The sequence below is a fragment of the Chryseobacterium binzhouense genome, assembly GCF_007474545.1.
GTDB lineage: Bacteria > Bacteroidota > Bacteroidia > Flavobacteriales > Weeksellaceae > Chryseobacterium > Chryseobacterium binzhouense.
This window is the reverse complement of record NZ_VKOG01000004.1, coordinates 111260-132762: the sequence shown is the minus strand read 5'-3', so window position 1 is coordinate 132762 and position 21503 is coordinate 111260. Positions and strand designations below refer to the sequence as shown.

Annotated in this window: 18 protein-coding genes; 9 read left to right on the top strand and 9 right to left on the bottom strand. The window is 36.0% G+C overall.

Annotation, left to right across the window (positions count from 1 at the left end):
* Window positions 1-15: 15 nt before the first annotated feature.
* Together FNE73_RS11395 and FNE73_RS11390 are read right to left on the bottom strand one after the other, a co-directional pair.
* Window positions 16-741: a lysophospholipid acyltransferase family protein gene (locus FNE73_RS11395; RefSeq protein WP_143884732.1), complete on the bottom strand. Its 726-nt coding sequence runs from the start codon at window positions 739-741 to the stop codon at window positions 16-18.
* 3 nt (window positions 742-744) lie between these two features.
* Complete coding sequence (locus tag FNE73_RS11390; RefSeq protein ID WP_143884731.1) at window positions 745-1203, bottom strand: GtrA family protein; 459 nt, start codon at window positions 1201-1203, stop codon at window positions 745-747.
* 229 nt (window positions 1204-1432) lie between these two features.
* Here FNE73_RS11390 and FNE73_RS11385 point away from each other — a divergent pair, with 229 nt between their 5' ends.
* From FNE73_RS11385 to FNE73_RS11355, 7 genes are all read left to right on the top strand, one after another.
* Entirely contained in the window at window positions 1433-1696 is a 264-nt protein-coding gene (locus FNE73_RS11385; protein ID WP_143884730.1) for a hypothetical protein, read from the top strand.
* 88 nt (window positions 1697-1784) lie between these two features.
* A complete protein-coding gene (locus FNE73_RS11380) occupies window positions 1785-2639 on the top strand; it encodes a BadF/BadG/BcrA/BcrD ATPase family protein (protein WP_143884729.1) in 855 nt (284 codons plus the stop codon).
* Window positions 2640-2655: 16 nt separating this feature from the next.
* A complete protein-coding gene (locus tag FNE73_RS11375; protein ID WP_143884728.1) occupies window positions 2656-4944 on the top strand; it encodes an NADP-dependent malic enzyme in 2289 nt (762 codons plus the stop codon).
* A gap of 237 nt (window positions 4945-5181) precedes the next feature.
* Window positions 5182-5766 (top strand): Holliday junction branch migration protein RuvA, encoded by a 585-nt coding sequence (ruvA, locus tag FNE73_RS11370; protein WP_143884727.1) that lies wholly within the window; start codon window positions 5182-5184, stop codon window positions 5764-5766.
* A 7-nt stretch (window positions 5767-5773) separates the two neighbouring features.
* Window positions 5774-12817 carry a T9SS outer membrane translocon Sov/SprA gene (sov, locus tag FNE73_RS11365; RefSeq protein WP_143884726.1) on the top strand — a complete coding sequence of 2348 codons (7044 nt, stop codon included), beginning with the start codon at window positions 5774-5776 and terminating at the stop codon, window positions 12815-12817.
* A gap of 104 nt (window positions 12818-12921) precedes the next feature.
* Window positions 12922-13377 carry a DUF1801 domain-containing protein gene (locus FNE73_RS11360; protein WP_143884725.1) on the top strand — a complete coding sequence of 152 codons (456 nt, stop codon included), beginning with the start codon at window positions 12922-12924 and terminating at the stop codon, window positions 13375-13377.
* The gene (locus FNE73_RS11355; protein ID WP_228430060.1) at window positions 13355-14005 is read left to right on the top strand and encodes a YiiX/YebB-like N1pC/P60 family cysteine hydrolase; all 651 of its coding nucleotides are present in this window, start codon (window positions 13355-13357) and stop codon (window positions 14003-14005) included. The genes FNE73_RS11360 and FNE73_RS11355 overlap by 23 nt, the downstream gene beginning before the upstream one ends.
* A gap of 92 nt (window positions 14006-14097) precedes the next feature.
* Here the strand turns inward: FNE73_RS11355 and FNE73_RS11350 are convergent, their stop codons facing one another.
* Both FNE73_RS11350 and FNE73_RS11345 read right to left on the bottom strand, forming a co-directional pair.
* Window positions 14098-14682 carry a DUF3109 family protein gene (locus FNE73_RS11350; protein WP_143884723.1) on the bottom strand — a complete coding sequence of 195 codons (585 nt, stop codon included), beginning with the start codon at window positions 14680-14682 and terminating at the stop codon, window positions 14098-14100.
* Between the two features lie 10 nt (window positions 14683-14692).
* Entirely contained in the window at window positions 14693-15601 is a 909-nt protein-coding gene (locus FNE73_RS11345; RefSeq protein WP_143884722.1) for a DUF6427 family protein, read from the bottom strand.
* 41 nt (window positions 15602-15642) lie between these two features.
* On the opposite strand from FNE73_RS11345, the gene FNE73_RS11340 reads away from it, so the two are divergent.
* A complete protein-coding gene (locus FNE73_RS11340; RefSeq protein ID WP_143884721.1) occupies window positions 15643-15876 on the top strand; it encodes a DUF6341 family protein in 234 nt (77 codons plus the stop codon).
* A gap of 81 nt (window positions 15877-15957) precedes the next feature.
* On the opposite strand, the gene FNE73_RS11335 is transcribed toward FNE73_RS11340, so the two are convergent.
* The 5 genes from FNE73_RS11335 to FNE73_RS11315 all read right to left on the bottom strand — a co-directional run bounded on the left by FNE73_RS11335 (window position 15958) and on the right by FNE73_RS11315 (window position 19402).
* A complete protein-coding gene (locus FNE73_RS11335) occupies window positions 15958-16395 on the bottom strand; it encodes a universal stress protein (protein ID WP_143884720.1) in 438 nt (145 codons plus the stop codon).
* Between the two features lie 68 nt (window positions 16396-16463).
* Complete coding sequence (locus FNE73_RS11330) at window positions 16464-17069, bottom strand: fumarylacetoacetate hydrolase family protein (RefSeq protein WP_143884719.1); 606 nt, start codon at window positions 17067-17069, stop codon at window positions 16464-16466.
* A 299-nt stretch (window positions 17070-17368) separates the two neighbouring features.
* The gene (locus tag FNE73_RS11325; protein ID WP_143884718.1) at window positions 17369-17770 is read right to left on the bottom strand and encodes a putative signal transducing protein; all 402 of its coding nucleotides are present in this window, start codon (window positions 17768-17770) and stop codon (window positions 17369-17371) included.
* A 48-nt stretch (window positions 17771-17818) separates the two neighbouring features.
* The gene (locus FNE73_RS11320; protein WP_143884717.1) at window positions 17819-18583 is read right to left on the bottom strand and encodes a 3'-5' exonuclease; all 765 of its coding nucleotides are present in this window, start codon (window positions 18581-18583) and stop codon (window positions 17819-17821) included.
* 78 nt (window positions 18584-18661) lie between these two features.
* Entirely contained in the window at window positions 18662-19402 is a 741-nt protein-coding gene (locus tag FNE73_RS11315; protein ID WP_143884716.1) for a CDP-alcohol phosphatidyltransferase family protein, read from the bottom strand.
* A gap of 157 nt (window positions 19403-19559) precedes the next feature.
* On the opposite strand from FNE73_RS11315, the gene FNE73_RS11310 reads away from it, so the two are divergent.
* Window positions 19560-21488 carry an LTA synthase family protein gene (locus FNE73_RS11310; RefSeq protein WP_143884715.1) on the top strand — a complete coding sequence of 643 codons (1929 nt, stop codon included), beginning with the start codon at window positions 19560-19562 and terminating at the stop codon, window positions 21486-21488.
* Window positions 21489-21503: the final 15 nt, after the last annotated feature.

The following is a 21503-nucleotide window of genomic DNA, read 5'->3' as shown; positions in this document are numbered from 1 at the left end:
AATTTTTTTCTTTGATTAACTGTGTTCTGCCAATGTTTTTTTTATTGTCTCAAAAGCTGACAATTTTAAGTCTTTCGGTGAATCTGCTGGTTCAAGAATGTCATTAAAGTATACTTTTACCTTCCCTGGGTAGCCTTTTGAATTATCAAAAGGGAACATTTCTTTCAAGCCAATAAAAGTAAAAACGGCAATCGGAGAATGATGTTTATATGATAATGTAAAAGCTCCGTCTTTAAAATCGTCCAAAACAATTGATGTGTCGTCAGGAACACCGCCTTCAGGAAAAATAACAATGCTGTTTCCTTCTTCCATTTTTTCGGCGCACCTTCTGTAGACGTCGGCGCGGCTTCTTGCACTGCTTCTGTCTACCATTACACAGATTCTTTTGTAGATAGTTCCGAAAATCGGAATTTTTACCAGCTCTTTTTTGCCAACGTAGCAAAGCGGATGATTGGGAAACAGAATGCATGGCAACATAATGTCCATAATAGAGGTATGGTTGGAGATCACAACGTACTGTTTGTTCTTATCAATTTTTTTATCGGTAAGGTTAATGAGCTCATATCGGAGTCCCATTCCGAAAAACATACCGAAACACCATAATCTGATGAGCTGATAAGCATATTTGTAATTCTTTTTATTAAACGACAGCAGATAAACCGGTATTCCCAGAATAATCGTCAGTACAAATGCAAGAATGAAAAGCCATCCTCTCCAGAGGTAATTTAAAATTTTAGTCACAAATCAGCCGTTAAATATTATTTTTTTCTTCACCGAATAATTAAGAATAGAAACCAGCAAAATTGCTGCAATTTTACTGATCATTTCCGGACTCAAGGTATAAAAAATTAAATTGATATTATCTTTGAAAATATAGCTGTAAAATACCTGGAAAAAGCTTAAGCTTAAAATTGTGGAAATAAAAGATACTACCATAAAATATAAAAACTCTCTTTTTTTAGAGTGTTTTCCCCTCTCAAAAACAAACCATATACTCAGAAAATAGTTGAATAAAATTCCGCATGTTGTAGACAGGATATTGCTTAAAGGATAGTGTATGCCATGAAAATTCTGCTCCTGAGCAAGCATTTGTGGAAGGTAAATACTGAAAAGTTTGAAGCTTCCAATTTCTACTACCGCACTCAGTCCGCCGGCAACAATAAATAAAAACACCTGTTTTTGGCGCAGAAGTAATGCTCTCATTGTTTTTTATAATACGCAAATTTATAACTATATGTTAAACAGTGAAAAAACTTGTTAATTTTTTTTTTAGAATGAAAATAATTTCTAATTTTAATTTTCAGAACTGAGGAAACTAAACCTGATAAAAAATTCATTTTCAACTTTTTCTGTTGATGGTCTTTCTATCTTGTAATGAATGATTGAGAAATATTTTCATAATTTTTCACACAACACAATAATCAATCTTTGTATGAAATCTCAAAACAAATACAGAAAATTTCAGCTTCACCAAAAAAATATTGAAGCTCTTGGAAAGGAAAATTCACGTTTTAAAAGGGTATATTCCGAATATGAAAATATGTCTGATGATCTCTGGAATTTAGAAAACTCAGACAGCAGTTCTGTTCCTGATGATTTTTTAGAAGCCATTCATTTGCAGACTTCTTATCTGGAAGAAGAGATAGAAGACTGGCTCATTCAATTTGGTCATCATGATCATGAAGTAAAAAGCTGAAGTTAATCATAAATATATTTGCAGAGTCTGTTTGTAGGGTTTAATTAAAGATAAATTCATAATTTAGCCCTCTTAAAAAAACAGAAATATGGTTGCTATTGTTGATGGAGGCTCTACCAAATGCGATTGGGTAATTTTAGATGATTTCAATAAAATTTTTCTTAAAACAGAAACCATAGGCTTCAATCCTAATAATATTGCAGCAGAACTTATTGTACCCGAGATTGAAAAAAACATCAATCTGAGTTCTGTAAAAAATTCTATTACCAAAGTTTTTTTCTACGGATCGGGTTGTGGTGTAGCAGAAAATTGCGCAACTATAGAAAGAGAGCTCAAAAAATTCTTTTACAAAGCAGAAGATATTGTTGTAAAAGAAGATCTTACTGCTGCGGCGTATGCAGCGTACAATGGTAAGCCTGCAATTGTCTGTATTTTGGGAACGGGTTCCAATTCTTGTTTTTTTGACGGTGAAAAAGTAAAGATAAAGCTTCCTTCGCTCGGTTTTCTTATGGGCGATGAAGGCAGCGGAAGTGCAATAGGAAAGCAGCTCGTCAGAAGATTTTTCATGCAGAAACTACCGCAGGATCTTCATGCGGAGTTTGAAAATACTTATCGTTTAACAATTGAAGAAGCACTCAAAAATATGTATCACAGTTCCAGACCCAATGCATATTTGGCTGATTTTAATAAATTTGTGGTTGAAAGAAAAGAGCATCCGTATTTCAGCCGGATGGTTTCGGAAGAGATGAAAAATTTCTTTGATTATCAGGTACTTCCTTACGAAGAATCACAAAATGCCGAAATCAACTTTATCGGCTCCATCGCTTATTATTATGAAAATATTTTACGTTCTGCTGCATCAGAACTCAATCTCAATGTGGGGCATATCGTTCAGAAACCCATCGAAAGTCTCGTGAATTACCACATTAAATATATACTTTAAAAAAAAGAAAAAATTTATGTCAAGCAAAACCAATCGTGACGAAGCAAAATTCAATCAGGCAGCGTTAGATTATCATAAAGCGGAGCCCAAAGGAAAAATAGAAGTTATCCCTTCAAAGCCACACTCTTCCCAAAGAGATTTATCACTGGCTTATTCTCCGGGTGTTGCGGTACCATGTATGGAAATTCATGATAAGCCTGAAACGGTGTATGATTATACAGGAAAAGGAAATTTGGTAGCCGTAATTTCAAACGGAACAGCAGTTCTTGGTTTGGGAGACATTGGAGCCGAAGCTTCAAAACCGGTAATGGAAGGAAAGGGACTTTTGTTTAAAATTTTTGCCGACATCAATGTTTTTGATATTGAGATTAATGAGAAAGATCCTGAGAAATTTATTCAGATTGTTAAAGGAATTGCTCCTACTTTCGGCGGAATCAATCTGGAAGATATCAAAGCTCCGGAGGCTTTTTATATTGAGCAGAAACTTAAAGAAGAGCTTGATATCCCTTTAATGCATGATGATCAGCACGGAACGGCAATTATTTCTGCAGCCGCCCTGATCAATTCTCTTCAGATTGCCAACAAAAAAATTGAAGACGTAAAAATGGTAGTTAACGGAGCAGGAGCTGCGGCAATAGCTTGTACCAATCTATATATTTCTTTAGGTCTAAAGAGAGAAAACATCCTGATGTGTGACAGCAAAGGAGTGATCAATCACAAAAGAGAAAACCTTACTCCGGAGAAAATAGACTTCGTTGCCAATACCGATATTGATACGCTGGAAGATGCTTTAAAGGGTTCTGATGTTTTTGTCGGACTTTCTAAAGGAAATGTTATGACGGCAGAAATGCTGAGCAGCATGAATGAAAATCCTATCGTTTTTGCATTGGCAAATCCGGATCCGGAAATTGCTTATGATTTGGCTATTGCTACCAGAAAAGACGTGATTATGGCAACAGGACGAAGCGACTTTCCTAATCAGGTCAACAATGTTTTGGGTTTCCCTTATATTTTCCGCGGAGCTTTGGATGTTCAGGCAAAGGGCATCAATGAAGAAATGAAACTGGCAGCCGTTCATGCGATTGCAGATTTGGCAAAAGAACCTGTTCCTGAAGCTGTTATTTTAGCTTATAATTTAAAAAGTCTTCAGTTTGGAAGAGAATATTTTATTCCGAAACCATTTGATAACCGTTTGATTACCAAAGTTTCTTGTGCAGTGGCAAAAGCAGCTATCGAAAGCGGTATTGCAAGAAAGACGATTGCGGATTTTAATGAATATGAAAACCAGCTTCTCGACAGAATGGGAAGAGACGAAAAACTGGTAAGAATGATGCAAAACCGCGCTAAAGCCAATCCGAAAAGAATCACTTTAGGAAATGCGGAAGAATATAATGTGCTGAAAGCAGCCCAGATTTTGTATGAAGAAGGAATTGCGCATCCTATTCTGTTAGGAGACAAAAAATATATTAAAGAACAGATGGAGCGTTTCGGGATTCAGCTTGATTTGCCGATTGTAGATCCGAGTGATGATGATCAGAAAGAAAACCGCAAAAAGTACAGAGAAACCCTTTGGAAACTTCGTCAGAGAAAAGGAATGAACGAATATAAAGCGAAAAGATATGTTCGTCAGAGAGATTATTTTGGACCTTTGATGCTGAAACATGGTGATACCGACGGATTGATTATCGGATTTTCCAAAAACTATACTTCCGTTTTGCGCCCTGTACTTGAGGTCATCGAAAAAGACAAAGGAGTTGATAAGGTGGCTGCCATGATGATGATCTTATCTGAAAAGAAGCCGATTTTCTTTGCAGATACTTCTATCAATCAGAATCCTACTGCGGAAGATCTGGTGAATATTGCTAAAATGGCTGAGTTTACGGTGAAATCTTTTGCTATTGAACCAAGAATTGCGATGTTGGGATTTGAAAACTTTGCAGCGATTTCCGAAACTTCCAAAAAAGTGGCAAAAGCGGTAAATATCCTTCATGAAAAATATCCGAAAATGGTTGTTGATGGTGAAATTCAGCCTGACTTTGCGATGAATGCAGATCACCTCAGCGATTATCCGTTTTCAAAGCTTGGAACCACTCCGGCAAATACCTTTATTTTCCCGAATCTGGAATCTGCCAATCTTTCCTATAAAATCATCAGAGGAATGAAAGTTGCTCAGGTGATCGGACCTATCCTGATGGGACTAAAACAGCCGGTTCACGTTCTTCAGATGCGCTCAAGCGTAGATGAGATTGTGAATCTTGCTACGGTTGCTGTGTTAGATGCTCAGAGAAGAGAAGCGAAAAAATAGTTTCTTTTAATTATAAATAAAATGCGTATGTTTTAATAAATCATACGCATTTTTATTTTCCGGTTTTTTCCTGATTTTACACTTGTTAAATTTATTTTAAAACAGTTTTCGGAGTTTAATGTTTTTGTGCTCTTTTGTTGAAGGAGTTGTTTAAAAAAAAGTTAAATACTATTCTTGTTTTAAATGAATCTATAACTTAGTTTAAATTACTATATTTGGGAGTTATAAAAATAGATAATGATATTTTCTTTACAGGGCATCGTACAGGAGCTTACTCCTACCTATGCAGTAATCAACGTAAATGGGGTTGGCTACTATGCAGGAATCAGCCTGATGACTTCACAAAAACTGACTTTACATAAAGAAACTTTCCTTTTTATCCAGCAAATCATCCGTGAAGATGCACACTTGCTTTTCGGTTTTCATTCACAAGCTGAAAAAGAAATGTTCAATCTTTTGATCAGCGTAAACGGAGTAGGAGCGGTGTCAGCTTTAATATTGCTTTCAACTTTAAGTCTTCACGAAATTGCGACGGCAATCCTTTCCGGAAACAGCGCAGTTATTCAGAAAGCCAAAGGAATAGGTGCAAAAACAGCAGAGAGAATCATTGTTGATCTGAAAGATAAAGTGCAGAAATTCAGCAATGCAGAGGACAATATTTCTTCGGTGGCAAATAATAAAATCAAGGATGAGTCGTTATCTGCTTTAGAAGTTTTAGGTATTCCTAAAAGAGCCAGTGAGAAAATTGCAGATCGTATTTTAAAGCAAGATCCGGAAATTTCTGTGGAAGAATTGGTGAAACAAATTTTAAAAAATATTTAAATTCTTGGTGAAAAATAATAAATTTCTCAGCATATATATATTCTTGTCTCTTTTATTTTATTCTGTAGATCTATTGGGACAGGAACCAAACCAACAGGGTTTTTCTATCCGGAAAAACTACGAAGTGACAGACCCTACTTATTACGAAGCTTACTATGACATCAAAACCGGGATGTATTACGTATATCCAAAGGTTGGGAATACGGTAACGGGTCCGCCTACTGCTATGTCACCGGAAGAATACAAAGAATTTATGCTTGCAGAGCAATCCAGAGCATTTTATAAAGATAAATCTGACCGCTATAATCTGATGTTCAGAAAAGACAAATCTGATGCGGCAAAAAAAGGTTTAATCCCGTCACTTACGATCAATAATAAACTTTTTGAATCTATTTTCGGAAGCAATAAGATTGAAATTATTCCTTCGGGATACGCTTCATTTGATTTTGGAGGATTGTATCAGAAGATTGATAACCCAATGATTCTGCCCCAAAACAGGACAAGCTTTACGTTTGACATTGACCAGAGAATTCAGCTGGGTTTACTCGGGAAGGTGGGAGAAAACTTACAGTTAAAAGCCAATTATGATACGCAGAGCGGTTTTGCATTTGAAAACCGGATGAATCTTGTTTGGCAGTCTAAAGGAACATGGAAAGATCTTCAGACAAAAGGTTTGGGAGATGTCAATAAACCCAATGCGGGCGGAGAAGATAAAATTATTAAAAGAATTGAGTTCGGTAACGTCAATATGCCTCTTGCAACCAGCTTAATCCGGGGTTCGGAATCTTTGTTCGGGATTAAATCCGAATTTCAGCTTGGTAAAACTTTCGGAACAGTAGTACTTTCCCAGCAACAGGGTGAAGCAAGAAATATTGTAGTACAGGGAGGAGGTACAATGAGTACTTTCAAGATCAATGCTTTGGATTATGAAGAAAACCAGCACTTTTTCATCGGACAGTATTTTCTGAATAATTATGATAATGCTTTACTCAATTATCCGCAGATCAATTCAAGAATTAATATTTCCAGAATGGAAGTTTGGGTTTTGGATCAGGGAAATTCTAATCTTGCCTATCAGAAAAGTATCATAGGAATCAGAGATTTGGGAGAAGGTGCCTCCGGCTTACCGGATAATTCCCAGAATGGATTATACCAACAGGTGAACTCTGCTATTGGAACTCCAAGAGAACAGGGCAAAAATTATCTACCGAATTTTCAGGGACAGACCTTTCCGGGAAGTGCACAGCCTTATGATAACGGAGAGCATTTTGTCTTCAATACTAAAGCAAGAAGGCTTGATGCTAATGAGTTTACGTTTCATCCGCAGTTAGGATATATTTCTCTTAACCAAAGACTTAATGAGAACCAGCTTTTAGCAGTTTCTTATTCATTTACAGTAAACGGAACCAATCAGGTGTACAAAGTAGGTGAGTTTTCAGAAGAAAGTCCGGTCTTGGTTACCAAATTATTGAGACCTAACAATAAAATCAACGTTGAATCTCCGATGTGGGATTTGATGATGAAAAACTTTTATTCTTTAGATGCTGTACAGGTTGACCGTGACGGATTTATTTTAAATGTTTTTTACCGTGATCCTCAAACAGGAGGTAAGGTTAATTATTTACCAAATACTCCGGTTCAGGAAACCAATTTACTAAAGCTTCTAAACTGGGATCGTCTCAACGTCAATGGCGATTTGCAAAGCAATAATGGAGTTTTAGGAGATGGGGTTTTTGATTTTGTAGAAGGTATTACGATTCGCCAGTCACAGGGAAGAGTGATGTTTACCAAAGTTCAGCCTTTCGGTTCGTACATGGCAGGTTTAGTTGGCAATAATCCGCAATATGTATTTGCAGATTTATATAATCAGCAGAAGCAGGTGGCAAGCCAAAGTAATCTTGCGCAGCGATATACTATTGAAGGTCGTTATAAAGGAGCACAGGGACAGGGTATTTCGCTTGGTGCAGTAAATGTACCTCAAGGTTCTGTGAAAGTTTCTGCAAACGGCGTGCAGCTTACAGAAGGAATAGATTATACCGTAGATTATATGCTGGGAACGGTAAATATTATCAATGAAACAGTAAAACAGTCAGGTCAGGCAATCAATATTTCACTGGAAAATCAGCTGACGTTTAATACACAGAGAAAAAGATTTTTAGGATTAAATTTAGAAAGAAGGGTAAGTGAAAACTTTATCTTTGGCGGAACGGTGGTCAATTACTCAGAATCTCCGCTTACTCAAAAAGTAAATTATGGTCAGGAAGCTGTAAACAATACAATGGCAGGAATCAATATGATGTATAACAATCAGCTGCCATTCCTGACGAGGCTTACCGATAAAATTCCCGGAATCAATACTGAAGCTCCATCCAACCTGAATTTCAAGATGGAAGGTGCCTATCTTATTCCTGGATTGAATAAAGGAACGAACAATCAGTCTTATATTGATGATTTTGAACAAACAACATCAAAAATTTCTTTAAAAGAACCTACAGCATGGAGTTTAGCTTCAAAACCTGAAAAGAATCAGGCAAATCCTATTTTTGCTGGAGCAGGAGCCAATGACAATCTTACCAACGGATACGGAAGAGGTTTGCTGTCATGGTATAATATAGATCCGAGATTTTGGGGAGTAGGAGGAAGACCACCGCAGGGAATTACCCCGCAGTCGGTTTCTAATCACGCTTCAAGACGTGTGCAGTTTTCTGAGATTTTCAACAACAGAGATTTTGTTGCTGGTGAACAGACTTTTACCAATACGTTTGATATTTCTTATTATCCGCAGGAAAAAGGACCTTATAATGCCAATCCAAATACAGAAAGTACAGCTCAGCGATGGGCGGGAATTATGAGGCCTATAAGTGTTTCCAATTTCATTAATTCCAATATTGAATACGTAGAATTCTGGATGATGGATCCTTATGCTGACGGTAATACATTGGGTGCGAATCCAAGATTACTGCTTCATTTAGGAAATGTTTCGGAAGATGTTTTGAAAGATGGATTAATGCAGTACGAAAATGGTTTGCCAACGGCAGGAAATCCTTCCAGCACGAGTTCTTCAAATTGGGGAGTACAGCCAAAGCAGCCGCCTATTTTGTATGCATTTTCTACAGAAGGAGCAGACAGAACCGCTCAGGATTTAGGTTATGACGGGTTAAGCTCAGAACAGGAAGCAGCAAGATTCGGAAACACATTTATAAATCCGGTAACCAATCTTTCTGATCCGGCATTGGATGATTTTGTATTTTACATGTCAGATCAGTTTACAGGTAATCAATCATCTTCGGTAATTCAGCGATACAAATATTTCAGAGGACCGGAAGGAAACTCAAGAAGCAATTCTTTGGAAGTGGCAACACAGACCCCGGATGCAGAAGATATTAATAAAGATTATAATCTCGACCAGAGTGAAAGCTACAACGAGTATGTTGTAAAATTGGATCCTGCGAATTTGGTACTGGGACAAAATAATATTGTTGATGTTAAGACTGTTCAGGCAACATTTCAAAACGGTGCTACGGATGATGTAAAATGGTATTTATTCAGGATTCCTGTATCTAAATATGCTGAAGCTGATGCAGAAGGAGAAAAAAGTCCATCTATTCTTAACAATGTTCGTTTTGCAAGAATGTTACTTACTGGTTTTGATCAGACTTCAACATTGAGGTTTGGTACAATGGATTTGATAAGATCTGACTGGAGAAGGTATACTAACCAAATTGCGAGTCCCTCTGTAACATCCGAGCAAGAAGGTATTGCCGGTGCATCTACTGCCGAACTTGAAGTGGGAAGTGTAAATATTGAAGAAAATGCCTTCAACCAACCACCTTATGTACTTCCTCCGGGAATTGACAGACAGGTTTTGAGCGGCAATGCAGGGGTGCAAAGACAAAATGAGTCATCATTATATTTAAAAGCAACAAATATATTAAATCAGGCAAAGGGAGTGTTCAAAAATACCACTTTGGATATGAGAAGATATAAAAAGCTTAAATTGTTTGTACATGCACAAAATATTGATAATCCCGAAAGATCAAATTACGATCCTAATACAAAGTTTTTCATAAGATTTGGTAGCGATGCAACAGATAATTATTACGAATATGAATCTTCGCTAAAGTTTACTGCTAATACTGCAACGACTCCTTTAGAGATTTGGCCTATAGAAAATGACGTTGATTTTGATATTCAAGATTTTGTTGATGCCAAAATAAGAAGGGATCGTGATTTTCCTACAGGAATTATTCAAAGAAGAGAGGATATGAGTTTTGGAGACAACAATAAACGTATTTTCATAAAAGGTAGACCGTCTTTAGGAAATATTACTACAATAATGATTGGAGTTAGAAATAAAGGTGGTGGTACTGATGGTAGAGCTAATAATGTTGTACTTTGGGTCAACGAAATCCGTCTTTCTGAGATTGAAAACGATGGCGGTTATGCAGGAAATGCAAGTTTAAACTTTAATCTTGGAGATTTTGCAACAGTCAACACCAGTGCTTCCTATACCTCTGTTGGATTTGGTAATATTGATTCTAAGCCTGCCGAACGAAATCAGACTACACAGTCTGCGTTTAGCATCAATACAGCAGTCAATGTAGATAAATTCTTACCCGAAAAAACAGGAATGAAAATTCCGGTTAACTATTCTTATTCACAAACTATTGAAGATCCTAAGTATAATCCTTTGGATACCGATGTGGAATTCAGCAAAGCTGCTAACAGGGAAGAGCTGAAAAAAGTTGCAAGAACATATACTCAGCAAAGAAGCATCGGGGTCGTTAATATGCATAAAGAAAGGGTAAAGCCAGACAGTAAGCCGAAATTTTATGACGTTGAAAACCTTTCTTTAACAACTGTTTATAACGATGACCATTATCGTGATATTTATACGAAGAAAAACTACCGACAGTATCTGAGAGGTTATCTGGATTATAACTACACCTTCAAACCGTGGGTAGTGAAGCCATTCAACAAAATGATCAGTGATACGGCAAAATCTACCAAATATCTGAGATGGATTAAGGAGTTCAATTTCAATCCAATTCCTACAAGATTATCTTTCCGTACAGAATTAGACAGAAATTATAATGAACTTGAGTTCAGAAATATTGATGCTATTCTCAGTGGAAACCTTAATGATGATTTTGCAGCATTAAAAAACAGAAATTTCTTCTTCGGATGGCAGTATGGATTAGGATTTAATTTTACTAAATCCTTAAAAATGGAAATCAACTCTGCTACAAGAACGCTTAATGATCATATAGACGTTAATACAATGGATAATTCATCCATATTTGGCAATATTTTCAGAGCAGGGAGACCAGTTTTATACAAACATAATGTTCAGCTTAATTACAGATTACCATTCCAACATCTTCCTTATTTAGATTTTATTGATGCTGAGATAGGATACGGATTTACGTATAACTGGAACGCCAGATCTACTGCACTTCTTACGAGCCCGGAAGGCAGTTTGGGGTCAATAGGTCAGAATACCAATATTATTTCGGCAAATGCTTCTGCAGATATTCCGAAGTTTTTTGGTCAGTTTAGTTATTTCAAAAAAATATCAACAACACTGCAAAAAAGAAAGCAGGAACAGGATTCGTTGAATAATGCTTATACGCAGGCGTGGGAGAAAAACAGATATGCTTATAAAAAATATAAGTTCAAAAATAAACTTTCCCTCTTTCAAAGCGCTGCTTATCTTCTAACTTCCATGAAGCAGCTGAATGTGAATTATAACGAAAATAACGGAAGTGTAATTCCGGGATTGCTTTCTGCGCCAAACGGATACGGGTATGGTCAGACTTTAGGAGGTCCGTCTATTGGTTTTCTTTTTGGTTCGCAGGCAGACATCAGAAGACTGGTAATGGAAAGAGGCTGGGTAAGCGATTCTCCTTTTATGATTGATCCTTACGTAAAATTATCCACCCGTGAACTTCGGGCAGATTTACAGGTGTCCCCAATCAATGATTTTAGAATAGACTTTAATGTACTGAGTACCTACAATAGGAATTTCTCGCATACAGGATTCAACTACAGAGATGATTTTGGCAATCCTAATCCTAATCTCACTTTCGCAAGTGATATGGTGGCATATTCCAATACGGTAGTTCTTTTAAATTCATCCTTTAAAGAAAGTACTTATCTTTATCAGGCATTAAGAGACAACGCTCAGATTATTTCGCAACAGCTGGGAGGAAATCTTAATCAGAACGGATTTACAGACGGACACGACATTTCCAATGCTTATGTCTTGATTCCGGCTTTCCGTGCTGCAGTAGAAGGCAAGAGTCCCGAAAGAATAGGAAATCCTAAAAAAGCAGGGCTTCCGATTCCGAACTGGAGAATTATTTATTCGGGATTAAGAAATATTCCAATCATCAACGGACAGTTTAGTAAGTTTGATATTCTTCACAGCTACAGTGCAACGTATACTGCAACTGGTATTCAGTCAAATATTGATTATTTCAACAGCATTAATGATGTCAATAGTTCTCAGCGAGATGTAAACAATAATTTCATCAACCCTTATACCTTTGCACAGGTAGGTTATACTGAAGCATTTTCACCGCTTATCGGCGTAGATGTTACCATGAGAAACAATATGCAGTTTGGGGTGCAGTATAACAAAATAAGATCATTGATCCTTGGTTTGGTCAATCAGACACTTACTGAAGATTCCAACACAGAATATGTTGTAAGACTTGGATATATTGTGAGAAATTTCAGATTGGGCACCAATAATCAGCGAGGTGCAAGAGCGAAAGGGTCTGACCTCAACATCCGTGGTGATATTTCGTTAAGAGACAGCCGAACAAGTATTATGAATATTCTGTTGAATGATTCTCAGGTTACAGGAGGACAGAGGTTGATGAATATTAAGCTTTCAGCAGATTATAATGTTTCTGAAAACCTGAATTTAAGACTTTTCTATGAACAGATGACCTCAAGATACAAAATATCAACAGCGTTTCCGCTTTCCACGATACGCGCCGGAATTTCCGCAACATTTACGTTCGGTGATTCAGGAGGCTTCTAACAACTTCAAAATTCCTTTCCTTATAAGAAAGGAATTTTTTATATTTAAACTTGACAAAGAATAATATCTAAACGAATTTTCGTTATTTTGAAAAAAAAACAGCAATGCAAATTTCATCTACATCTATAGAAGATTATGTATCGAAGCTGCCTGAAGAAAGACAGGAAGTTTTTAAAAAGCTTTTTGATACAATCAAAAATCATTTACCGGAAGGTTTTGAAGAAAATATCAGTTACGGCATGATCGGATGGGGCGTTCCTTTAGAAAAATATCCTGCAGGTTATCATTGCACTCCCGGGTCCCCGCTTCCTTTTATTTCGGTAGCTTCACAGAAGAATTTTATTGCGGTTTATCACATGGGAATGTATGCAAAACCAGAACTTTTAAACTGGTTTACGGAAGAGTTTCCGAAACACTCTAAAAGAAAATTAGATATGGGCAAATCCTGCATACGGTTCAAAAAAATGGATGAAATTCCTTTTGAACTAATCGCCGAATTAAGTAAAAAAATGACTGTTGATGAATGGATCAGTTTGTATGAAGCCAATTATAAAAAATAAAATATTTAGCATTTTTTTTCTTTTCTGTTTATTGATTCTTTTTGCCGGATGCAAAAATTCGGTAAAATCAGGATTAAAGAATGGCGACCTTCTTTTCGTAACAGCAAAAGACAGCGGACTTTCGGGTGCAATCAACAATGTGACGCAAAAATCCGAAAATGCTTCTTTCGATCACATCGGAATTGTACAAAAAGACAAAGGTGATATTTTTGTTCTTCATGCGGCACCGCAAGGAGGTTCGCAAAAGCAAAAACTGACAGCGTTTTTAGCTGATCAGAAAAATGACGGACAGAAAGTGATCCTTTACCGATTAAAGCCGCAATTTCAAAGAAGTATTCCTGATGCTATTGAGGCTGCCAATTCTATGCTTGGGAAACCTTATAACTTCAATTATATTTTAGATGAAAATTCCTTTTACTGCTCAGACTTTGTGGAAAGATCATTCAGGAAAGATCATGTTTTCAAGCTCGAACCTATGACTTTTATTGATCCTAAAACAGGTGAAACCAATTTGTTTTGGGAAAAATTTTATACCGAGAAAAACCTGAAGGTACCTGAAGGAGAGCCGGGATGCAATCCCAACGGATTGGCAGCTTCAGATAAAATTGAAAGAATAAAAGAACTTTAATTTAAAAAGGCTGTATCACAATTGAAAACAGCCTTTTTAAAATTTTCTATTTTGATTTTGAGGATTTCTCTACATCTTCAAAATGTTTCTGATCATCCTCCATATTCCTTTTTCCATTCTTCAGCAACATCGCTCAGCGTATTGTAAAAATCTTCTCCGTACTTTCGGGTAATCGGATTTTTAAGAAACTTGTATACCGGAACCTGAAGCTCTTTTCCTAAAGTGCAGGCATCGCTGCAAATCGGCCATTCATGATAATTCAAAGCGGTGAAGGTAGAGTATTCGGTAACTCTTATCGGATAAAGATGACAGGAAATCGGCTTTTGCCAGTCAACAGCGCCGTCTTCGTAAGCTTTTTCAATTCCGCATTTGGTAATTCCGTTCTTATCAAAGGTTACATAAGCACATTCAGCTCCCTCAATCATCGGGGTTACGTACATTCCGTCCGAAGGATCTGTTGTCCATGTTCCCTGTTCGTCCAAAGCCTGAATTCCGGCTTCTGTCAGATATGGTTTTATTTTGTCATAAATGTTATCAAGAATTATCAGCTCATCTTTATCCAAAGGGGCTCCAACATCACCTTCTACACAGCAGGCTCCTTTGCATTTGGTAAGATTACACACAAATTCTTCAGCAAAAATATCTTCAGAAATTAATTTATCGTCTATTTGAATCATAATTTTAAATTTAAAATAAGTTGTTAAAATGATTTACAGCCTTAAAGGCAATTAAGCAAACAATGGTAAGCCACAGACAGCCTTCCTGCATCCAGTATTTTGGCAGAAATCTCATCATTCTGCTCAGGATAATCGTTGCTGGAAAAGCAAGAAGCAACAGGTACTCATAGCTCTTGTTCATATATAAAATAATGCTGATAAGCTGTGCAAGCGAAAACACCAGAAGAAATGTATATTTGTATCTGCTTACGGGGCTTTTGCTGTTATAATGTTTAAAGTGGTCATATACGGAGAAAATCAGCATCAGCAGAATAGGAATTAGAGGAAATAATTCTGTATAATCTGTTACCATTTTCATTTTTCCAAATGGTATATAAGCGTTATTCCATTCATTAAAATGAAGAAAAAACATCACCGAAAAATAGCTCAGCGCAATCAGGATGATTCCGAGTAAAAATCTGAAAATATTTAATCCCACTCTTTCAGAGGTTACGATGAGGTGAATGAGTACAAAAAACATCATTGGCCAGGTTGTAGGAAGAAAAACAAAATTGAGCGCAACAATAGATCCTACCAAAACGTATGATTTTTTTCTTATATCTTCGTCTGTACTGGTTAGAAGAAGCAAAATAAAAGAATTGGTAAGCAGCGCAACGGCAATTCCCAGATCCAGACTGCCATCATAAAGTCCGAAAACGAAAAATGTGTACAGGAAAAGAGGAAGATGTGTCTGGTAATTCAGTTTTATAGCATTGAAACAGAAATATCCCAAAGCAATTCCAATAAAAGTAATTCCGGCAATAACAGCTTCGGAAGTATTGAAATTCAATATGTTAAATAGTATTACGATTAAAAGAAGAAACCCAATATAAACAGGAATTGAAAAAATATTGCTTTCTTTTGAAAGTAATCTAAACATTTTTTATAAATTTGTGCAAAGTTAAATTAAAAAAGGAAAAAATGACGTCTTTCTTTCTATTCTTAAGCAGAGTTTTCAAATGGTCTTTCGGTTTTTTCGATACTTTTGGAAATGTACTAAACTGGATTTTATTCATCGTATGCTGTGTGCTTTTTACATACTGGTGTTATGTGCTTGTGGTAACGCTTGGAGGCGACAAAGACAAAGAATATTATTCTCCAACAGAAGGAAAGCATCCTTATTACGATCCTAAGATCTTTAAAAACGAAGGTTAATTAATTGGTTATATAGAAAAAGACCGGTCAATATTTCTTTGATCGGTCTTTTTTATGCGGCTTTTATTATTCTCTTCAGTTTCAGTCGTGGATAGGAAGCACCAACACCGGTATTTTTGAACTCTTGGTCAAACCTTTGGTAAGACTTCCTACAAAAACATCGTAAATTCCGCTTCTGCCGTGAGATCCCATCACAATATAATGTGCGTTTTTCATTTCAGCATATTCCAGAATAATATCTTTTGCAATACCTTGTTTCAGAATATGCTCACAATCAACATTCTGAGCCAGAATTCTTTGGTTTAATTTATTAAGAAGCACCAGTTCTTCACGGATTTCATTTTCCTCAATTTCCGGAAAATACTGATATCCCATGTCGCCAATTGCAAAGCCGATATCGGTAGGAGCTACATGAATAAGGCAGATTTTACCATTTACTTCTTTAGCAAATTTTACAGCTCCGTCAATAAGCTGATCGGTTTTGTCACCAAAATCTACAGGTAATACAATATTTATCATAATCTTTGATTTGTAATTTTGTTCCTTTAAAGATAACAAAAAAACGGCCAAAAAAGAAATTTTACAGGTTATAAAATTCTTATATCCAAAGTTTTTTCATCTTCCAGATAGGCTTCAAGAATATCGTTTTCAGAGACTTTTCCTACACCTTCAGGAGTTCCCGTGAAAATAAGATCACCTACCCTGAGAGTAAAATACTGCGAAACGAAGGCAATAATGTCATCAATCGCAAACATCATGTTTTTGGTATTACCGTTCTGCACTTTCTCTTTATTTTTCAAAAGAGAAAAATTGAGATTCTGTAGATCATAATTATCTTTTTTAAAGAAATTTCCTACCACTGCAGAACCATCAAAGCCTTTCGCCAGTTCCCACGGAAGCCCTTTAGATTTTAAGTCGCTCTGCAAATCTCTCGCTGTAAAATCTATACCCAGACCAATTTCTTCATAATGCTTGTGAGCAGTTTCTTTTTGGATGTATTTTCCTCCTTTTGATATTTTTACGACTACTTCCAGTTCGTAATGTACATCGTTTGAAAATTCCGGGATATAAAAATCATTTCCTTTTAAAACCGCTGTATCAGGCTTCATAAAAATTACCGGTTTGTCAGGAATGGCATTTCCCAGTTCTTTTGCGTGTTCGCTGTAATTTCTTCCTATACAGATTATTTTCATATGCAGATTTTATTTTGTTTTAAAAACAGTATGTAAAATTATATTATCTTATGAGAGTTATTAATCCAAATCAAGTGTTTTCTTTCGGGAGCTGTTTCCCGCTTTCCGCTATATCTTTTGTTCCGCTTTGCTCCACAAAAGGATGCCGCTGCAATCGGGGCTATGAAGAGAGGAGTGCATAATTTTAATTGTACCTTTCAATTTAAATGGGAAAAAAAAAATATAGCAATTCACTTTCTAACCACCCCGTCAAAAATTTCAGAGAAATTTTGCCACCCCTCCAAAGGAGGGGAATTTTATCATCCAATCTTAAACTTATTTCCGCAATAATAGCACACGTAATTTTCGCTTGATAAAATAGAAATTCCGAAAAAACTGGTTGAGCTGTCGTCTTTGTAAAGGTGATTGGAGCCGCATTCCGGACAGACAAAATCAAAATCGGGATTCTCAATGGTATGTTCTACTTCAAGAGCAAAGTTTTCGTTTTCTTTATATTCACTCAGAATCTTTTCAGCTTCGTCAAAATCATTTTCAAAAACCTGCAGCTGAATTCCGCCAACAGCCTGAGAAAGCAGCCAATCCGACTGAATAAGCTGTTCGTTGGCAATAAAACTGTTGATGCCGTTTTCAGCCAGAATCTGCTTATCACGGTTGGCTTGCAGCGCAGTTTCGTAGAATTTAAACTTAACTAAATTATTCATGTTGAAATTTTTACTTTATTGCAGATCTTCGATTTGCAGAAGAATCATCTAAAATTTATTGGAAAGTTGTATTTTAGTGAAAACTTTTTTGGTGTATAAAGGGAAGTCAGCATTTTGCAGCCATCCGAAATATCCGAGATCTTTTTGGAAAACTTCTTTCACCACCTGTCCTTTGTATTTTCCGAAAGCAAAAATTTCCTGATTTTTTGCGTTATAATGTATCATTCCCGCTAAATCGGCAAATTTATTCTGAGTCGAAAATTCGCTCAGTTCAGCAACTTCATTAGAAAGGTCGTCATATTTTCCGACCTGTGCGTCTAATACTTCAAAAGTTGCCAATACATCCGCTTCGGCAGAGTGTGCATTTTCTAATGTTTTTCCGCAATAAAACTGGTATGCCGCACTCAGATTTCTTGGTTCTTTTTTATGGAAAATCGTTTGTGCATCAACCAGTTTGAATTTGTTTAGGTCAAAATCAAAATCTGCGCGAAGCAATTCTTCAGCCAATAAAGGAACATCAAAACGGTTAGAATTGAACCCTGCCAAATCTGCGCCTGAAATCATTTCAACTATTTTGGGAGCAATTTCCTTGAAAGTTGGTGCATCTTTTACATCTTCATCATAAATTCCGTGAATTTCGCTGCATTCTTTTGGGATGGGAACTCCCGGATTTACCTTCCACGTTTTGCTTTCTCTGGAAGAATCAGGATTCACTTTTAAGATGCATATTTCAACAATTCGGTCTTTTCCGATGTTGGTTCCTGTGGTTTCAAGATCAAAAATGCAAAGAGGTTTATGTAGTTTTAAGTTCATTTGTTTGTAAGTTATAAATGATTGAATATGAATGATGAGTTTTAGAAGTGATTAATTTATCAGACTCAAAATTGATAATTATTTAAGTTGTTTCTGGAATATTAAAGAAATTACGATATAATAGACAATTACTAAAGGGATTCCTGCCATTTTAAAAATTGCCAGAATAAGAATAGCACCAATCAGTAAAGCCAGTTTGGGATAATTATCCTGTAATTTCATCGATTTGAATTTCATGGCAATCATTTTTATAGGAGAAATGAGAAGCCATGAGGAAATTGCTGTTAAAATCAATAAGTAAATTTCATTTTCGAATAAAAAACCAAATGCTGATAATTCTTTATGAGCCAAATACAAACCAAAAATCAAAATTGTGTTCGAAGGCGTATTTAAACCCTTAAAATAATATTTCTGATCCTCATCCAGATTGAAAATTGCCAGTCTTAAACAAGAAAAAAGCGTAATAATAAACCCAAAATAAGAAATCCAACGCTGTTCGTTGAGAAGTAAATATCCGTAATCTATAAAATTTAAAGAATTGCTATTGTCAACTTCGAGAAGAGAAACAAAAATTGTTAATCCGGGAATCAATCCGAAACTTACCATATCTGCCAAAGAATCGAGCTGGGTTCCCAAATTGGAGTTGGCTTTTAAAGCCCGGGCTACAAATCCGTCAAAAAAATCCAAAACCAGAGATAAAACAATGCAGACAGCGGTTGTCTGATAATCACCTGTCATCAAATGTACGGCACCAACACAGCCTGAAAAAAGATTTCCCAGCGTGAGTGCATTAGCCAGATTATTTTTAATAAAATTCATGGGAACAAAATTACAGTTTTTAAAAACTTTAACCTTAATTAATGTGAAGTAAAAATTAACTTGCGATGAATTTAACTTAAATTTGCACAGCGAAAATCATTCATCAGCTAAAATTAAGTTTTTGATGTTTTCGTCTTTAAAAATAACGATATATTTAATGAAATTTTTTAAAGAATTCAGAAAAGAGGAAATCCTGATCCTATGTTACAGGATTTTTCTGGCATTTGTCTTTTATCAGGCAGCAAGACTTTTGTTTTGGTTTTTCAATAAAAATTTAATCAAAGTAGAAAGTGTTTCAGACTATCTAAGTTTGGCTTTTCACGGGATTGCATTTGATCTGACTGCAATTTTGTACGTCAATTCATTATTTATTTTTCTAAGTCTAATTCCTGTAATTATTAATACTAAAAGAGGGTATCAGAAATTGCTTATCTGGCTGTATTTTATTACCAACGGAATCACTTATGCCATGAATTTCGGCGATTTTGTGTATTATAAATTTTCTCAGGCAAGATTGACATCGGCGGCTTTTCAGGTGGCAAAAAACGAGACTAATATCCTTAATGTTTTTACTGTTTCAGTCGCAGAGCATCCTTTCGTGATCATTTGGTTTGTTATTTTGATGTTTTTATGGATTTTCCTTTACAAAAAGTTCAAAATAAGCGAGCAGAAGCCTGTAAAGCTTGTTCCTTACTTTGTTTGGTCTGTGGTGACTTTGTGTATTTCTGCGGTTCTGATTGTTGGCGGAATCAGAGGAGATTTCAAGCACAGCACAAGACCAATCAACCTTGTGGATGCCAATAAGTTTGTGAAAAATCCTTTGCAGGGAAATATTGTTCTTAATTCTACTTTTTCGTTTTTCAGAACATTGGGAAGTAACAATTTTAAAGAAGTACATTTTGTTGATCAGCAATTTATTGATGAAAATATCAATCCCTACAAAACTTATAACAGAGAAGTTCAGGACAAACCTAATATTGTTATTTTCATTGTTGAGTCTTTTGGCAGAGAATATTCGGGAGCATTCAACAGGAATAAAAACATAAAAGATTATGTTTCTTACACTCCTTTTATTGACAGCTTAGCGAATGAAAGCCTTATTTTTCCCAATACTTTTGCCAATGGAAGGCAGTCGATCCACGGAATGAGCAGTATTTTAGCAGGAATTCCGAGTTTAACGGATGCTTTTACAAGTTCACCTTATTCCAATCAGAAAATTCAGTCGATTGTTTCGGTATGTAACGATCTGGGATATGATACTTCTTTTTACCATGGCGCACCCAATGGTTCAATGGGCTTTATGGGTTTTGGAAATATTCTGGGCTTCAAGCATTATTTCGGAAAAGACGAATATCATGGTGATCAGGATTTTGACGGGATGTGGGCAATCTGGGACGAACCATTTCTGCAGTATTTTGCCAAACACGTAGGGAAAAAGCAGCCTTTTATGGCTACCGTTTTTACCGCTTCATCACATCATCCGTTTAAAATTCCTGAAAAATACAACGGTAAATTTAAAAAAGGAAACATTCAAATGCATGAGCCAATGCAATATACGGATCATGCCATCAGACAGTATTTTGAAACAGCTAAGAAACAGCCGTGGTTCAAAAACACCATTTTTGTTTTTACAGGAGATCATACCAATCAGGTTTTTTATCCGGAATATGAAAAAGCGATGAACCGTTTTGCTGTTCCGCTGATGTTTTATTCTCCTGATCCTGAATATCAGCTTAAAGGTATTAATGAAGAATTAGCACAGCAGATTGATATTTATCCTACTTTGGCAGATCTGATTGGATATAATAAGAAAATCAGAAGCTGGGGAAGAAGCGTTGTAAGCGAAAATAATTATGTTCCTATTATTGTAAATTCAGATGGGAGTTCTGAACAGTTTATTTATGGTAATTATATCTATCGTTTTGATGGAAAAGAAATCACCGGGATTTATCATAAAACTGATTTAGGCTTTGAGAAGAATTTAGCAGATCAGATAAAAACTCCTGAAACTGAAAAAGGTAAACAAGTGGCTAAAGCGTGGTATCAGGATTATATGAGCCGTGTGATTAACAGAAAATTAAATTGATTACAAAATAGAGCA

Coding starts and splice junctions, on each gene's coding strand:
- FNE73_RS11390 (WP_143884731.1), bottom strand. CDS start 1,203: ATGAGAGCATTACTTCTGCGCCAAAAACAGGTGTTTTTATTTATTGTT.
- FNE73_RS11385 (WP_143884730.1), top strand. CDS start 1,433: ATGAAATCTCAAAACAAATACAGAAAATTTCAGCTTCACCAAAAAAAT.
- FNE73_RS11380 (WP_143884729.1), top strand. CDS start 1,785: ATGGTTGCTATTGTTGATGGAGGCTCTACCAAATGCGATTGGGTAATT.
- FNE73_RS11375 (WP_143884728.1), top strand. CDS start 2,656: ATGTCAAGCAAAACCAATCGTGACGAAGCAAAATTCAATCAGGCAGCG.
- ruvA (WP_143884727.1), top strand. CDS start 5,182: ATGATATTTTCTTTACAGGGCATCGTACAGGAGCTTACTCCTACCTAT.
- FNE73_RS11360 (WP_143884725.1), top strand. CDS start 12,922: ATGCAAATTTCATCTACATCTATAGAAGATTATGTATCGAAGCTGCCT.
- FNE73_RS11355 (WP_228430060.1), top strand. CDS start 13,355: ATGAAGCCAATTATAAAAAATAAAATATTTAGCATTTTTTTTCTTTTC.
- FNE73_RS11350 (WP_143884723.1), bottom strand. CDS start 14,682: ATGATTCAAATAGACGATAAATTAATTTCTGAAGATATTTTTGCTGAA.
- FNE73_RS11345 (WP_143884722.1), bottom strand. CDS start 15,601: ATGTTTAGATTACTTTCAAAAGAAAGCAATATTTTTTCAATTCCTGTT.
- FNE73_RS11340 (WP_143884721.1), top strand. CDS start 15,643: ATGACGTCTTTCTTTCTATTCTTAAGCAGAGTTTTCAAATGGTCTTTC.
- FNE73_RS11335 (WP_143884720.1), bottom strand. CDS start 16,395: ATGATAAATATTGTATTACCTGTAGATTTTGGTGACAAAACCGATCAG.
- FNE73_RS11330 (WP_143884719.1), bottom strand. CDS start 17,069: ATGAAAATAATCTGTATAGGAAGAAATTACAGCGAACACGCAAAAGAA.
- FNE73_RS11325 (WP_143884718.1), bottom strand. CDS start 17,770: ATGAATAATTTAGTTAAGTTTAAATTCTACGAAACTGCGCTGCAAGCC.
- FNE73_RS11320 (WP_143884717.1), bottom strand. CDS start 18,583: ATGAACTTAAAACTACATAAACCTCTTTGCATTTTTGATCTTGAAACC.
- FNE73_RS11315 (WP_143884716.1), bottom strand. CDS start 19,402: ATGAATTTTATTAAAAATAATCTGGCTAATGCACTCACGCTGGGAAAT.
- FNE73_RS11310 (WP_143884715.1), top strand. CDS start 19,560: ATGAAATTTTTTAAAGAATTCAGAAAAGAGGAAATCCTGATCCTATGT.